This window comes from Bacillus sp. EKM202B (assembly GCF_011066025.1).
GTDB classification, from domain to species: Bacteria; Bacillota; Bacilli; order Bacillales; family Bacillaceae_G; genus Bacillus_A; species Bacillus_A toyonensis.
Map to the genome: position 1 here is coordinate 40,669 of NZ_JAAMNK010000018.1, position 15,335 is coordinate 56,003.

At 34.1% G+C, this 15,335-nt stretch carries 14 protein-coding genes and 1 pseudogene; 5 read left to right on the forward strand and 10 right to left on the reverse strand.

The window, feature by feature from the left end; all coding sequences use genetic code 11:
- Window positions 1–453 precede the first annotated feature (453 nt).
- The 3 genes from G9F74_RS19905 (at window position 454) to G9F74_RS19915 (ending at window position 2,545) form a co-directional block, all read left to right on the forward strand.
- On the forward strand, window positions 454–1,134 hold the full coding sequence (locus G9F74_RS19905) for a methyl-accepting chemotaxis protein (RefSeq protein ID WP_375546904.1): 681 nt from the start codon (window positions 454–456) through the stop codon (window positions 1,132–1,134).
- A gap of 132 nt (window positions 1,135–1,266) precedes the next feature.
- On the forward strand, window positions 1,267–2,079 hold the full coding sequence (locus G9F74_RS19910) for an undecaprenyl-diphosphate phosphatase (RefSeq protein ID WP_000434781.1): 813 nt from the start codon (window positions 1,267–1,269) through the stop codon (window positions 2,077–2,079).
- A gap of 178 nt (window positions 2,080–2,257) precedes the next feature.
- Complete coding sequence (locus tag G9F74_RS19915) at window positions 2,258–2,545, forward strand: antibiotic biosynthesis monooxygenase (protein WP_016107553.1); 288 nt, start codon at window positions 2,258–2,260, stop codon at window positions 2,543–2,545.
- 86 nt (window positions 2,546–2,631) lie between these two features.
- Here the strand turns inward: G9F74_RS19915 and G9F74_RS19920 are convergent, their stop codons facing one another.
- Entirely contained in the window at window positions 2,632–2,835 is a 204-nt protein-coding gene (locus tag G9F74_RS19920; RefSeq protein ID WP_016107552.1) for a hypothetical protein, read from the reverse strand.
- A 172-nt stretch (window positions 2,836–3,007) separates the two neighbouring features.
- Here G9F74_RS19920 and G9F74_RS19925 point away from each other — a divergent pair, with 172 nt between their 5' ends.
- On the forward strand, window positions 3,008–4,159 hold the full coding sequence (locus G9F74_RS19925) for a VanZ family protein (protein ID WP_016107551.1): 1,152 nt from the start codon (window positions 3,008–3,010) through the stop codon (window positions 4,157–4,159).
- 7 nt (window positions 4,160–4,166) lie between these two features.
- On the opposite strand, the gene G9F74_RS19930 is transcribed toward G9F74_RS19925, so the two are convergent.
- From G9F74_RS19930 to bdhA, 6 genes are all read right to left on the reverse strand, one after another.
- Entirely contained in the window at window positions 4,167–5,480 is a 1,314-nt protein-coding gene (locus tag G9F74_RS19930; protein WP_000948669.1) for a D-arabinono-1,4-lactone oxidase, read from the reverse strand.
- On the reverse strand, window positions 5,468–6,640 hold the full coding sequence (locus G9F74_RS19935) for an amino acid deaminase/aldolase (RefSeq protein WP_016107550.1): 1,173 nt from the start codon (window positions 6,638–6,640) through the stop codon (window positions 5,468–5,470). Before G9F74_RS19935 ends, G9F74_RS19930 begins: the two co-directional genes overlap by 13 nt.
- Window positions 6,641–6,746: 106 nt before the next feature.
- Window positions 6,747–7,748 (reverse strand): sphingomyelinase C, encoded by a 1,002-nt coding sequence (gene sph / locus G9F74_RS19940; protein ID WP_016107549.1) that lies wholly within the window; start codon window positions 7,746–7,748, stop codon window positions 6,747–6,749.
- A 73-nt stretch (window positions 7,749–7,821) separates the two neighbouring features.
- Complete coding sequence (gene cerA / locus G9F74_RS19945; protein ID WP_000731003.1) at window positions 7,822–8,673, reverse strand: phospholipase CerA; 852 nt, start codon at window positions 8,671–8,673, stop codon at window positions 7,822–7,824.
- A gap of 264 nt (window positions 8,674–8,937) precedes the next feature.
- Complete coding sequence (locus G9F74_RS19950; protein WP_000947914.1) at window positions 8,938–9,282, reverse strand: potassium channel family protein; 345 nt, start codon at window positions 9,280–9,282, stop codon at window positions 8,938–8,940.
- Window positions 9,283–9,353: 71 nt separating this feature from the next.
- Window positions 9,354–10,406 carry a (R,R)-butanediol dehydrogenase gene (bdhA, locus tag G9F74_RS19955; protein WP_000645825.1) on the reverse strand — a complete coding sequence of 351 codons (1,053 nt, stop codon included), beginning with the start codon at window positions 10,404–10,406 and terminating at the stop codon, window positions 9,354–9,356.
- Between the two features lie 226 nt (window positions 10,407–10,632).
- Here bdhA and G9F74_RS19960 point away from each other — a divergent pair, with 226 nt between their 5' ends.
- A complete protein-coding gene (locus tag G9F74_RS19960; RefSeq protein ID WP_016107548.1) occupies window positions 10,633–11,787 on the forward strand; it encodes an MFS transporter in 1,155 nt (384 codons plus the stop codon).
- Between the two features lie 21 nt (window positions 11,788–11,808).
- Here G9F74_RS19960 and G9F74_RS19965 read toward each other — a convergent pair.
- The 3 genes and pseudogenes from G9F74_RS19965 to inhA2 all read right to left on the reverse strand — a co-directional run.
- Window positions 11,809–12,135: pseudogene (locus G9F74_RS19965) on the reverse strand (hypothetical protein); the annotation flags it as partial.
- Between the two features lie 16 nt (window positions 12,136–12,151).
- A complete protein-coding gene (locus tag G9F74_RS19970) occupies window positions 12,152–12,493 on the reverse strand; it encodes a hypothetical protein (protein WP_016107546.1) in 342 nt (113 codons plus the stop codon).
- A 321-nt stretch (window positions 12,494–12,814) separates the two neighbouring features.
- Window positions 12,815–15,214, reverse strand: coding sequence for a M6 family metalloprotease immune inhibitor InhA2 (inhA2, locus tag G9F74_RS19975; RefSeq protein WP_016107545.1), 2,400 nt, complete (start codon window positions 15,212–15,214; stop codon window positions 12,815–12,817).
- Window positions 15,215–15,335: the final 121 nt, after the last annotated feature.

Genomic DNA, 15,335 nt, shown 5'->3' on the forward strand with positions numbered 1-15,335 from the left:
GATTTATTTTACAGTTTGTTTACAATACTATTAAATACAGTTTATTTTTCATGACAAAAAATAGGGAATTATAAATAAAATGTAATAGATTCTTAAATATTTAACAATTCCTATATTTAAAAATTATAAAAGATGCTAAAATCCAAATATAGAGAAAATATAACTTCCAAAGGCGGTTGAAATAAATACATGTTTACTCAAAAGAAATCACTCCAACATAAAATTGATCAATTAGAAGATCGTATAAAAGAATTAGAGGCAGAATTAAAACAAAAAGATATTGAAAAACAAAATATGATTTCTTCTATCCATGACCGTGTGCAAAACGTCGTTCAAGAGCATCAACTTGTAAATAACCAGCACCATACACTCCAAAATTTAATTCAGCAATTAAACTCGTGTTTTGAAAATGTTTCAACACGTACAACAAATTCTAATGAATTAAATAGTGAAATGTTACAAAAAGAACAAAGCTTAATTCAGTCTATTGAAGAGATTATTGACTGCTCTAATGAAGGAAAAGAATCTGTTCACCGTTTACTTATTGTAATTAATAAATTAGGTGAACAATCTCAGCGCACGTCTAACAGTATGAATCATTTAAGTGAACGCTCAAAAGAAATCGAACAAATTGTAGAAGTCATTCAAAACATTGCAGCACAAACAAATTTACTTGCGCTAAATGCAAGTATTGAAGCAGCGCGTGCTGGAGAGCACGGTAAAGGGTTTGCGGTTGTTGCCAATGAAGTAAGAAAACTAGCAGAAAGTACGGCAGAGAGTACAAAGAATATTGGCAACTTAACGAAAAAAATTCAAGAAGAAATTGAAAAAGCATACGAAAACACAAAAGATAATTTACATTTAGTCGATGAAGGTGTAGAAATGAGTGCCGATACAAACGCTAGAATCGAAAACATTTTAATTATGATTCAAACGTTACAAAATGGTGCTACAAATGTTATTCAAGCAATTGAAAACCAAAAATCTTGCAATGATGATATATTAAGAGAATTTGCAAACACTCAACAAATGTTCCAAAAATTAAATACTACTATTATGAACCATATTCATGATGCAGAAAAAGTCGATGTTCAATTGACTGATGGTCTTCAAGAAACAGTATCTTCTCATTAACAATAAAAACCCCTTATATCGCTATAAGGGGTTTTTATTATATTTCGAATATTTATTTCTTCCCAATATTCATCTATATCTTTGTTATAATGGGAAAGTTGTTTCTTTAGACTAATTAACAAGGAGGATGTTATGGAACAATTTTACTACATTTTAAAATACTTAATTCTTGGTCTGTTCCAAGGACTAACAGAACCAATTCCGATTTCTTCAAGTGGTCACCTCGTTTTAGCACAACATTTGCTAGGACTAAAAATAGAAGGATTTAGCTTTGAACTACTTGTTAATTCAGCTTCATTACTAGCTGTATTACTTATTTATAGAAATGATTTAATTCGTCTAACAAAGAATGGTCTATCTTATATATTTACAAGAGCAGAAGATGCAAAATCAGATTTCTTCTTCATTATTTACCTTGTAATTGCAACTATTCCAGCAGGTGTAATTGGCGTTTTATTTAAAGATTATATCGACCAGTACTTAAAAGGCGTGAAAATGGTTGGGATTTCCCTTCTTATTACCGCTGTCGGTCTTTGGATTATTAGAAACTTACGCGGGCGTAAAAATGATGGTGACCTTTCTATGAAAGATGCAATCATTATCGGATTAGCTCAAGCTTGTGCACTTATCCCTGGAATTAGCCGATCTGGCGCTACAATTGTAGCAGCGATGTTACTCGGTATGAAGCAAGAGACCGCTCTTCGCTTCTCATTCTTACTATATATTCCTGTTAGCTTAGGTGGGTTATTGCTAAGTATTACAGATATTGCTAAAGATCCTAATTTAGACACATTATTCGTACCATATATCGTTGCGTTTATAGCAACATTTATCATGACATATATTTCATTAAAATGGTTTATGAACATTATGGCAAAAGGAAATTTAAAATATTTCTCTTTCTATTGTATTATCGTAGGAGTACTTACTATCATTTTCTTATAAAGTAAACTTACAAATTTAAAGCGAGTCATTCTACTACACTAAGATGGCTCGCTTTTTTATACTTCTATTAAGTTGAAGTGCCTTATTTACTTTAAATTTTCAGAATAGTATAATATTAATTATGTTCCTACTAATAAAAATCCGTCTTCTTTACTACTATTATAAAAGAGGTGTTCCTATGTTTATTGTTACTAAACTAATTCATATTAAATATGGCTATGAGAATGATCTACTATATTCACTTAAACAATATTATCCATCAACTGGAACAAATGGTTTTATTAACATAGAATTTTCACATATGCATCGTACAGATGATGGAGCAAAATATATGGTCCGTATGTTATGGAAAACACAACAAGATTACCATGCGTGGCTTTCTCAAAGAAACGAAAGTGAAACTTGGAAGCACAAAATGCAAAACTATATCCTTTCTTCCACATCCAATGCTACTTATATGCATTAAACTTCACTCGATATTCCTAAGGAGCTTTTCCTAATATAAAATGATAAAACCCTCTTACCTTTTCTCATCCAGTAAGAGGGCTTCCCTTATTTATAAACTTTCTTTTCTTGACAATACAAACGAATAACATGTTTATTTTGTTGAAATACATCATGCGTTAGGCGGATAATAATAAAATTTCGTTTTGTTTGATCATCATGAACAAAAACCTGTTCTCCCTCTTGAAAACGCCACACACTTTCAAGAGTTGTAATATGATCCCCACTTACAGAAAAAAGCTCATATCGCATATCTTGTACCCTCTCTCAACTTATAATAATCACAATATCCTTATATTAAATTTAGTATAACTTAATTCCATTAAAATTTATAATTTTTTCTATTTCAAAATATTTTAATTTTGTTTTAAGGTTCTTTTAACGTTATAATGATAAACGAATTTTCATTGAAAGGAGCCTCATTTTGACTGCATATTTATTTCCAGTAAAAACAGCATTTATTTTATTTCCTTTTTTAGCAATGTTTCTCTTAATACCTTTTTTAATATTTAACTACCGAAAGTATGGTTATTTAAATAAATGGCGCTCATTTATTTTATATTCATTACTACTCTATTTATTAAATGCCTATTTTCTTGTTATTTTGCCATTACCACAAACGTATGATACTTGTAGCCTACAACCAGCTAATACACAGCACATGCAACTCTCACCATTTTATTTCATACAAGAGATTAGTAATCATACATCGGCAATTTTAGCGAAACCAACTACTTACTTCTATTTATTAAAAGAATCTGCGTTTTTACAAGTAGCATTTAACGTTCTATTAACCGTTCCATTCGGTGTTTATTTACGTTATTATTTCCGACGTAGTTTCTTACAAACAGTTTGTATTTCTTTTTGTCTTTCACTATTTTTTGAACTAACACAGGTAACTGGACTATACGGTATATACAATTGTGCATATCGCTTATTCGATATCGATGATCTATTTTTAAACACATTAGGCGGCGTAATTGGTTTTATCATTGCACCAATATTTACGTACTTCCTTCCGAAAACAAGCGAATTAGATAGTCATATTGATTTAGAAACGAAACCAGTCGGATTCGTTCGTCGTCTTATCGCTATGCAAATTGATTGGCTGTTCTTATCTATCGTCGTTCCTGTCATTAAAAATAAAGGAAACTCTCTATTTATTTCTAATATCCAATCTTACACAAATGTATACGAACTCCTTTTCATTACATGTTCAATCTTTATTTACTTTATTATCATTCCATACTTTACAAATGGAAGAACGATAGGAAAAGCTTTGCTTCGTATTTACATTAAAGGAAAATCAGATCGTATTACGATGAAGGAACTATTCATCCGTTACGGTATATTCTATTTCGTTTTAGGTGGAATCAATTATATTCTTTCTAGTAGCTCTATCTTAAATCTTACAGAGCCTTTAGTATTACTAGTTATACTGTTATTCCAATTCGTAATTAACGGCATATTTATTATTCATGTTTTCTTACATGTATTTAGTCGTGATAAGTTACTATTCTACGAGCATATTAGTCAAACAAGAAATGCAATTATACTAAAAAAAGCTGACAAGTAATACTTTGTCAGCTTTTTTTCATAATCGTAAATAACTTTTCTGTATAAGGGTTTAAAAACATTCCTGTTTCATCTAGTGACTTCCTCATTTTTAGAAACGAATGCAATTCTGGATATATGTTTTGTAACTTTTCGTATGTTAACGTATGCATTTTTCCCCAATGTGGACGACCTTCATATTTCAGAAAAATTTTCTCCACTTCACCAAAATAAGCGGCATACTTCATACCTTTATACATATGAACGGCGATATATGCCGAGTCCCTTCCATACGCTGGACTAAGCCATATATCATCACCTTTCACGTAGCGACATTCAATCGGGAAGTGCACCTTATACTTTTTCTTTTCAATAAGACTTGAAATTTCTTCTACAACAGCTCTCATATGCTTTGAAGGGACACTGTACTCCATTTCATAAAATGGAACCGTACGTGATGTAGCGAACACTTCATAGCTTGGGCCAATTATTTTTGTGTTTGGTGCAGCCTTAGCTGATAATCGACTTACTCCTTTACTTATGGAAGGAAACCATTTGCACCCTTTAGATAACAAAGAGAACATCCTATTTTCAAGTAACTCCACCTTTAGTTTATGCCATTTTAAATCAGTTCCTTTACTCGTTGTTTCATTTGTAAACTTCACCTGTACTTCATTTGAATAAGGAAAAACAAAAAACTCAAAATGACGATTCTTCTTATATTCTTCTAGCTTGTTCATTACAGTAGATAGTGACTGTTTTTCGCTTTCATAAACGAGCGAATATGATGGGATAATCTTTAATTTTATCTTTACGATGATACCTAGCATTCCAAGCGATAACTGAAATGCTTTCCAATATTCGACGTTCTCGGTTTCTGAACAAACTATACTCTCACCTGTTGATAAAACTGTCGTAATCTCTATAACTTGTGTTGATAAACTCCCAAAGTTAACACCCGTCCCATGCGTCCCCGTACTAATTGCTCCTGCAATAGATTGTGAATCAATATCCCCTAAATTTTCTTGTGCATAACCTTTTTCTTCAAGTAACTTCCCTAGGTCATGTAGCTTTGTTCCTGCCCATACTTCGGCAACCATCTTCTCCGCATCAATATTCACAATGCCCTTCAATTCGTCTAAAGAAACTAAAATTTCTTCTGTTTGCACGAGAGGCGTAAACGAATGCCCTGAACCGACAACACGAATTTTCTTCCCTTTTTTTTGTGCAAGCTCTACAACTTCTACTACATCTTGTATAGTTTCTGGATACATCGTATAATGCGGCGTTCCTTCTACATTCCCTGTCCAATTTCTCCATTTTTTCCCCTCTATAGAAAGCATTGGCCATCCCCCCGATATGTTGAATACTCCCCAATAATCTTCCCTTGTTTCACACGATACAGAATTGGAAAACGCTCACATAATTCTCCAGCTTTACTATGACGAAACAATATAGAATCTCCTATATTCACTCGCTCCTCACCGTTATAATGAACGGGAGTTTGTACTTCACCAGCACCTTCTAAATCTAATAGTTTTGCACCATCTGGTCTCCAAACCTCAGGCTCTTTATCTTTACCAACTGCGCCTGAAGCAATATATCCACCACCTAGGCAAGTATAGATAAACGGAGCTGGTTTACGTACAACTGGTAAAGCAAATCCGACAGCTGGATGAAATTGTACTTCTTTATAATAGTCAAACAGTCTGGGGGCATAAAAAGCAGAACCTACTGTAATCTCTGAAACTGAGTTATCTTGCTCAGTTGTTTTTATACTTCCTGTTCCACCCCCATTTACAAACCTAAGTTCAATACCAAGGTTTTGTATTTCTTTCACGATACGTCCTCTTCTTTCTTTAACTTCTAACACTGATTTCTTCTTTAAATAAGAAATTACTTTACTTTTTATCCATTGATTCGGTATATAATCTCCAACCCCAGCAATTTGAGCTTCATATCCCATTACACCATCTAGTATTAAAGATGATGATTCCTTCACTTTTTCTACTATTTCCAGAGCGCTCCGCACATCTTTTACCGGGGATCTTTTTACACCAAAATGAAATTGAAAAAAACGGCTACTCATATCAATATCCAAACAAACACGAAAACACCCTTTAGACTTCTCAGCAATTTTTTCTAAATAAACAATATGGTCTTCACAGTCCACCATACAAGTTATAATAAGCCCTTTCTTTGTTAGCAAACTAATTTCACATAAAGCCCTGTCATCATAAGCTGGATATCCTAATAATAAATCATTAAATCCTTGTTCAATTAAAAACAAAGCCTCTCTAGGTGAAAAACACATAATACCTTGAAATCGGTTGTTTGCAGCTAAAATCCGTTTCATAATTGGAACGGATCGTAATGATTTACTCGCTATTCGAATCTTTTTATCGCCACTTAGTTCAATAACCGATTGAATATTTCTTTCTAAAGCTACTTCATCTAAAAATGCACACGGTAATAGAACTTCTTTAAAAATTCCTCGATCCACATTTTTCGCTCCTCTTCTATATATGTCTTATACATATTGGAAAGAAAGAGTGATTTTCCTGTTTGCAAATAAAAAAAGTTTCTTCTTTACGAAGAAACTTTTTTGACTACTTCATAGAAATAGTAGCCTCTACTGGATAATGATCAGAGTAATCATTATACGTATATTTTTTAAACCATGATGTAACAGTCCATTGTGGAGATTTCGGCTGTAACACTTTATTTTCTATATGCGATGGGTTTGCATGATCTTTACTTGCAATAATATAATCTAAATACTCGGCAGGGCTATCAGGGAAATTGTATTTCGCAATACTGTTTGTCATCGCATCCCAAGTCGCTGTATGTCCAGTATAAGATGGAATAGAAGCATGTAATGTTTTAAACATAGATGCATACTCTGAATCACTATTATTCTCAGCGTTTATTTTATTTACGTTCATATCTCCACCAATTAACACATACTCGTTATTTGGTATATTTTTATTTTTAATAAAATCTTGAATTTCTTGTAGCTGTTTTGTACGTACAGATGCAGGTGAAGTTTTTCCACACATACTATCTTCAGCTTGTAAATGAGTCCCAATTACATGAACAAAACTATCATTTTTCTTAATTTTCGTGTATACAAATCCTTTATTTGATAAATTATCTGGTCCGCATCCTTTTTCGAATACATATTGAATTTTTTCAACGATTGGCCATTTACTCACAATCGCAACGCCCCCATCTTCAGGAGTCGAAGATGAATAGTTCCCTAATGTTTTATCCCATTCGTTTCCACTACTACGACCTAATACCGCCGTTTGATTTGGATATTCTCTCTTCAAATTTCCTAACAAACGATCTGAGGCGCTATTATCAAACACTTCATTTAATATAACAACGTCCTGATTCTTTATATAATCTGCCGCTCCAATTAAATCAGCACGCTCACTTTGTCCCCAATTCGGATATAAGTTTGTTGATAGCATGTACACGTTATGCGTCATTACTTTTAATGTATTATTTTGATTTGTAGGCGTTTCTGCTTGAGCTGAAGATCCACTATATAAAGCTCCTAAACCAATTCCAAAGCTAAGTACACCTTTTAGCAATTTACTTTTCACGTTTCATACCTCCATGTGTATAGTGATAAAAAGGCCAAATACTCTATTCTGAGATTTGACCTTTTTTAAATACTTAACGATTTCCGTACGTATCAAACCAAAGCTGGATGTATCCAGCAGTAACACGTTGTGCATCCATTAAACGCTTACCTGTCATTGGTGTAACTTCAGCGCGCCATTTATCTGCATAATCTTGCGATACAGCAGCTCTCACGAACCAATCTTTCGTATTATCATTTACAATGCCAGCGTAATCTTGTTTCGCAACTACTGCCGCTCCATGAATCCAATCTTCTGGATTTGTACCTTTCCAGTTCCAATATCCATTTCCATCCGTTACTTTGTAATTATCTTTTATCGTATCTACAAAGTTTTCATATTTAGAATGGAACCCTTGTGGATACGAAAGATTTGTAAAGTTTGCCGCATGCATCGGTTGGTTTACATCTCCTAAATAATGAAGAGATAATCCTAAATAGAAGAATGCTTGTTTCATATCTTTATTTTTGTATGACTCACCAGCTAATTTAAAATATTTAGCTCCAGTTTCCTTCGCCTGCTTTGCATATGGAATATACGTTTTCCCGTTATCAGGGTCATAGAAGTGTGAAGCAAATGTGCTATTATCATAATAAGGATTTTCATAGTCAGCAGCATAAATACCATTCTCTAACTCCGTACGCCATTCATTTAATAGTGCAACTCGCTCTTGTTTTACAAGTGTTGTATTACGAGACATAATATCCATTGCACGGTTTACAATCCATAAATGAGAGTTTACGCCTTCTTTATGTTTATCTTCAGCAGACCAGCGCGGAATAACGCCTACTCTCTGTCCTCCATCGTTTTCATGAGCAAACGCAACACTTTGTAACGGTGCTACTAACGTAATAGCTGCTGCTAAAGCAAGAACTTTCTTTTTCATCTGAAATCCTCCATTTTATAATTGAATTATTGTAAACATTTTGCTAGGATCCTATGATGTCGTCTGGTTAACCTATGACTAGAATATCCCACCTTTCATAAAATTTCTATCACTAAATTAAAATATGCAAATGTTCATATCATTATAACTTTATACATAGTGAATATAATGAATGAATGCACTTACATTGTAATAAAGTATTGTTAAGCTACTGCAAATACTTGTCTAAACTAATGTAAAAAAAGAGTAAAACAATTACATGCTTTACTCTTTTCTTCTATTCGATAATATACTTGGTAGTTGCACATTAACCGCCAACTTATGAATAAATCCAAACACTAATCCAATCCCGATAAATATGTATAGTATCGTAAATATCTTCCCAAAATCAGTTTGAGGACTAAAATCTTTATCGCCTACAGTTGTCAGTGTCACAACACTAAAATATAAAGCATCAAGGATACGTAATCCCTCCACTGTGCTATAAAAGATTGTACCCGATATTAAAGTCAAAATTGTTAATACGAATAAAACTTGAAATTCTTTATCCTTCCACGCTCGCAAACAGGCTCTTAGCATACGTTTCAATGTTAAAAAAAATGAAAGCATTCAACTTTCCGTATAGAAAAAAAGTAGCCCTCTTCTATTTCTAGAAAAGGACTACTTTTTTCAATTCTTTATTATTTGGGTGAAACAAGAATTTTCACTTGTGTTTTATCTTTTACAAGTGCTTCAAATCCTTCTTCAACAACTTGATCCACTGTAATTTTTTTCGTAATTAATTTCTCTGCTTGAATTTGACCAGAGCTAATTAATTTAATAACAGATGGGAAGATGTGACGGTATCCAAGAATACCGATAACTTCTTTTTCTTTTAATACAAGGTTGTTCGGAGTAATTGTTGCATCTTTTTCCCATACGCTAACAATTACCGTTTGTCCTTCGAAACTTGTACTTTCAATTGCTTGACGTAGTACAACTTCAACACCTGTTACTTCGAAGCTAACATTTACACCTAAACCGTTTGTTAAGTTACGAATTTCTGCTAATACATCTTGAGTTGCTGGATTTAATACGTAATCCGCACCTGCTAATTTTGCTAACTCTTGACGTTCTTTAGAAAGTTCAACTGCGATAACAGGAGTTGCTCCTGCTGCTTTAGCTGCTTGGATAACAAGAAGTCCAATTGGACCACAACCAAATACTGCTACAGCTTCCCCTTCTTTTAATTTACTTTGACGTACTGCATGAACTGCTACTGCTGCTGGTTCTACAAGTGCACCTTGTTCATACGTCATTTCATCTGGAATATGATGAACCATATCTTCTGGTACTACTGTATATTCAGAGAAACCACCACCGTCTCCACCAAGACCGTGGAAAACAAGCTGTTCACAAACATTGTAATGTCCATGTTTACAAGCTTCACATTTACCACAAGAATAAATTGGTTCTACAACAACGCGGTCTCCCACTTTATGAGATGTAACTCCTTCACCAATCTCTATTACCTCACCACTAAACTCATGACCTAAAATAACAGGTGCTTTCACATGTGTTAATGGATGTTCTTCTGTTGGAATAAAAATAGGCCCTGCTAAATATTCATGCAAGTCTGTCCCACAAATACCACACCATTTAACTTTGATTTTCACTGTTCCTGGTTTGACTGTTGGTTCTGGTACTTCTTCTACTCGTACATCACGTTGATTATGCCAAAGTAGTGCTTTCATTTTATACATCCCTCTCTATGTATATACTTAACCTGGTGAAGTTTACAATTCTATTATAATACTTCTATCCATATATTTCAAAAAAAACAATCACATTTCCACTAATTTTTTACAAATAACGTTCAATATTTTGTCACTTTGTACTTTTTTCCACATCTGTTAATTCAATTTCATTGCAGGTGAAATTAGCATTGTGCCATAATAGCATAGGAGAGGTGAATATCGCTTGAAATATTTTATTTACTTTATCGTTATCGTGGCATTTTTAGATACATTTTCACAATTACCTATTATGAGTACTTTCGCTCAAAGTCTTGGAGGAACCCCTCTTATTATCGGGCTAGTTGTCGGTATGTACTCATTCGCTAATATGATCGGTAATATTATTGCTGGAGCCGCTGTCGATAAATTTGGTGCAAAAAAAATCCTTTATATAAGCATGGGAATTACGAGTTTCATAGTCTTGTTATACACCGTTGTTCAAAGTGGTGAACAACTATTAGTTGTTCGCTTTATGCATGGATTTAGTGATGGCTTTTTAATTCCTGCTGCCTTTACATTTTTATCAAAACAAACAAATGCAAAAAGACAAGGAAAAGCAATGGCTCTATCTGGTGCTGCTGTTGGAACAGCGGCAATCGTAGGACCTGCTTTCAGCGGTATTATGAAAGCAACAGCTGGTGTAGAATGGGTCTTCATTACTATCTCTATTTTAATGGCTCTTGGTACCATCGTATCTCTATTCTTCTTACCAAATAACGTATCAAGAAAAGATACATCAAGAACGCAAATGATGAACAAAGAAGATATGGTTGAACTTTTAAAATCAGAACCGTTATTACAAGCATATATTGGTGCTTTCACATTAATGTTTTCACAAGGGATTGTCACTTATATGTTACCAGTAAAAGTTGAGGCATTAGCGCTTAAAGCATCTACAACAGGCATGATGTTAAGTGTATTTGGTATTACTGCTATCCTCTTCTTCTTGCTTCCAACAAATCGTATTTACGATCGATTTAATCGTTCGAAACTAATGCTAATCGGAATTGCAGTTATGGCATTCGCATTATCTTTACTCGGATTATTTGCTACAAAAGGTATGCTCTTTATCGTAATGATGATTTATGGAATTGGATTCGCAATCCTCTTTCCGTCTATTAACGCTTTACTCGTTGAAAATACTACAGACGATAATCGCGGAAAGGCATTCGGATTATTTTATGCCTTCTTCTCATTAGGAGTTGTTGCTGGTTCCTTTACAGTTGGAGCAATCGGGGCATCACCTAGTGTCAGCTTCGTTATCGGAACTGCATTCTTATTAACGTTTGCCGGTATGATTTACGTAAGAAGCAAAGTAAAAAAGACAATGATGGGTTAATTCCATCATTGTCTTTTTTTTAAATGCATATTGATATAACCCATAATATAAGGGCAAAGTTGGAATCACACCAATTAATTTGAATATAAAAGGTAGCGGTTCATCCTTCTCTTCATATAAACGTAAAATAAAAACGGCACTCAAAGTCCAAATAATGCTAAACACGAAGATGCATTTCCAAACGATTGAGGTTAATATTTCTACATCGAAGACAAAACCAAATAGCCCTATCCACGTAATAATGGATACTACAAAATCAAACTTTTGAATTGGTGTTTGAAACATCCCTCTTATTAATGAAGTAATAGCTAATATCGCTACAATTACTAAATAAATTTTCCACAACATAATGATAAGCTCCTGTTCAATTTTTCACTTTCAATAAACCATACTTAATAAATAAGCTGGCATTATATTTTTCATAGAAATAATACAACGGATAACAAAATAAGAAGAAAATAAGTACGGTTGGTACATTATCTATAATAGAAAAATATTTTCCTAGCAATTCTTTAATGCTCTCACCAATCATAATAAACAGTGGGATTATACAAATTGCCGCTAATATTAAACATGGCGCTATCCTTATTTCTTTCAGCTTCACCTTACAATGTGGACACCTTAATGAAAAAAGATGTGGGATGTCGATAATATGTTGTGCAGTAATATTTCCTTTACACTGTGGGCATACAATTGTTTCTTTCATTTATAACTTCTCCTTTCTACTCACAAAAAAAAGCTCTATCGAATAGAGCTCTTTTTTCGCCTAATATACATTACTTCTGCGTATAACCAAGTAATACTGTAAATAAACTTATGTATAAAAGCAATACTACTTTCTCCCTAAAAAAAAGAAACTTAATAAATACCGACGATACTTCGACAATTTCCTCGGAAATATTTCCTTTCCCCATATAATTTGATACACTACATATGAACAGACACTTGTATTACATAAACTAAAATAATAACTTACTGTACAAATTAAAAAGCACATTCTTCATATGAAGAATGTGCTTTTATTTTATTAACGCTTAATCCAAACCGCACCTGCAGACTTATCCTCTGCTTGTCCAACAACTTGGAATTTAAGACCAAGATTTGGCACTTTTCGTCCTGCATCAGCAATTTGCTTGTTACTGTATACTTTTGAATCATCAAATGTTGTAACACCTTGTAATCCAGCATAATTAAACTGTCCACGTGTTAATGAATTTACACTCCATGCTGGTGTTTGATCAAATGAAAATGCAGCGTCTGCAATTTGCATGCCTGTATTACCGTACGCTGATTTCCCGTTCAAATTACCAACAAACGCTTCTGGATGAGAGTCTACAACCCCAAGGAAGCCTTCACCTGGATGCACCCCAACCCAGTTATCTTTGAAACTATCATCTGCATACCAAACGACAAGACCTGTATTGTATACCGGACCTCTTCCTGCTTTTAATCCATTATCTGATCCAGCGTAGTTTCTCCACTCTAAATAATAATAATGAGCTTTCTTCTCTGTCCCATCAGAAACAACGAATCCATTTAACTGCATTTTTGACTGTCCTTCTGCATCATCAGAGAATACACCTTGTCCGTCAACAGTTACACTTACATTATCCATCGCGAAACCTTTATATGTTACAGCTGGATCTGTAATGTAGTCGAATTGTAGTTTCACTTTCTTCCCTTTAAATTGACTTAAATCGTATGATTTATCAATCCATTTCCCATCTGTTGTATCTTTATCTCCTTGTACTACTTTTTCTCCAAGTCTATCAATTAATGTTTTTGTTCCATCTTCTGTTACTGCATGTACTTCAACAAAATCGCACTCTGCTTCTAACTCATAATTTGCTTTATAATCGAATTTTGCATGTGTTCCTTTTGTTAAATCAAAGAATGGTGTCTCTAGTGTTGTGTGCATATCATCTCCTCTTGTACTATAATATGCATGCTTTCCAAACTCAGGTTTAATCGTTTCAACACTCTTACCTGGCAAATTAACACGTACAACACCTGGACGATTTGATTTCGTAACACTTTGATCAATATATGTAGGAATTCCTACACCACGCTTAATTTTATCGTAATCTACTTCTAAAATTTTTGCCCAGTTGCCACCCATATTCTTTTGTAAGAAGTCTTTATTTTGTGGTGAAAAACTAGTCGGCTCTGTTCCTGCAATTTTTCCTGTCCAACTGCCTCCACTCATTAATGACCAAGCTTCAACAGGTGATCCAGCTCCAGTATATTTCGTATCATATTCATCCGGTAAACCAAGGTCATGTCCAAATTCATGTGCAAACACACCTACAGCGCCATCTTCTGGTTCAATTGTGTAATCATGCGCTGCTACTTTTCCACCAAAGTAATCTACCTTTGATTTTGTCCCTTCAATCGCTACTGGATCTGTAGCTAATTTTGAACGATGTGACCAAATTGCATCATCACCTAATTTACCGCCACCAGCTTCTTGACCAACACCAGAATGAATTACCATTAAATGATCAATTACACCATCAGGTTCATTTTGATTCCCATCGCCATTTGTATCATATCTATCGAATTGATCAAACTGAGATAAGTCTAACCCTTTCTCAGCAGCTGCATGTAAAGCTTCCTTCACTAAATCACGTGCACCTTTTGGACCTTTATTATCGTGACCACTACTACCATCAGCTCCATAATCAGATGCTTTTCCTGGAACAGTTAGCCACTCCGTTACATATCCGTCTGTCGTATAGCTACCGCCAGACTGCTCTTCATAATATTGTTTAAATGTTTTTACTTTCGAACCATCAAATAATGTATAAGGCTCATTACCAAACAACATCTTTTGATAATGTTCTCTACTAAAGTCTTTCGAATACATATAACCTGGTGTTTGATCAATATTATTATGTTTATAATCACTAAATTCAACGAGTAGCACTAATACTTTATCAGATCGAACAGATCCCTTATATGGAGCTTGCTTTGCCTTGGAAGTTGGAACTTGTCCATTCAATTGCTTTTTATTTGGTTCCGGCTTTTGCTCAGGGCTAACATTTTTTTCAGCCTTCTTTACGTTCTCCTTTTCTTCCATCTTTTTCTCTTTTACCTTTTTCACGAAATCAGATGCTTCTTTTGCCGTATCCTCTGGAAGAATTTCTTTATTCGCTTGATCTCCTTGCTTCTTTTCAATATACTGCTCGACAGCTTTTTTCGTTTCTTCTTTAGAAGATGCTGGATTAATTGTTCCTCTTTCTTTCAGCGCTTCCGCTAAACGATCTTCTTGAATTAAATTGTAATCAATTGGTGTTGTAGACACATTATCTTTTTCTTTCGCTGGCGTTTCTGCGTATGCTAACGGAGCACTCATTACAGATGTACATCCGATAATTGCCGCAATTGCTAACGTTGATAGTACTTTAAATGGAGCTTTTCTTTTCATCCTCTGTCTCTCCTTTTATAAAACTTAAAATTCAGATAAATAAGTGCGTTTAAATCGAAATCCCGGCTTTCTGCCCTCCCTATATAAAAAGGCATAATTCTATAAACGTTAAGCTTTCTGT

Coding starts and splice junctions, on each gene's coding strand:
- G9F74_RS19950 (WP_000947914.1), bottom strand. CDS start 9,282: ATGCTTTCATTTTTTTTAACATTGAAACGTATGCTAAGAGCCTGTTTG.
- G9F74_RS19920 (WP_016107552.1), bottom strand. CDS start 2,835: ATGCGATATGAGCTTTTTTCTGTAAGTGGGGATCATATTACAACTCTT.
- G9F74_RS19970 (WP_016107546.1), bottom strand. CDS start 12,493: ATGAAAGAAACAATTGTATGCCCACAGTGTAAAGGAAATATTACTGCA.
- G9F74_RS19910 (WP_000434781.1), top strand. CDS start 1,267: ATGGAACAATTTTACTACATTTTAAAATACTTAATTCTTGGTCTGTTC.
- G9F74_RS19905 (WP_375546904.1), top strand. CDS start 454: ATGTTACAAAAAGAACAAAGCTTAATTCAGTCTATTGAAGAGATTATT.
- G9F74_RS19930 (WP_000948669.1), bottom strand. CDS start 5,480: ATGCTTTCTATAGAGGGGAAAAAATGGAGAAATTGGACAGGGAATGTA.
- G9F74_RS19915 (WP_016107553.1), top strand. CDS start 2,258: ATGTTTATTGTTACTAAACTAATTCATATTAAATATGGCTATGAGAAT.
- inhA2 (WP_016107545.1), bottom strand. CDS start 15,214: ATGAAAAGAAAAGCTCCATTTAAAGTACTATCAACGTTAGCAATTGCG.
- bdhA (WP_000645825.1), bottom strand. CDS start 10,406: ATGAAAGCACTACTTTGGCATAATCAACGTGATGTACGAGTAGAAGAA.
- cerA (WP_000731003.1), bottom strand. CDS start 8,673: ATGAAAAAGAAAGTTCTTGCTTTAGCAGCAGCTATTACGTTAGTAGCA.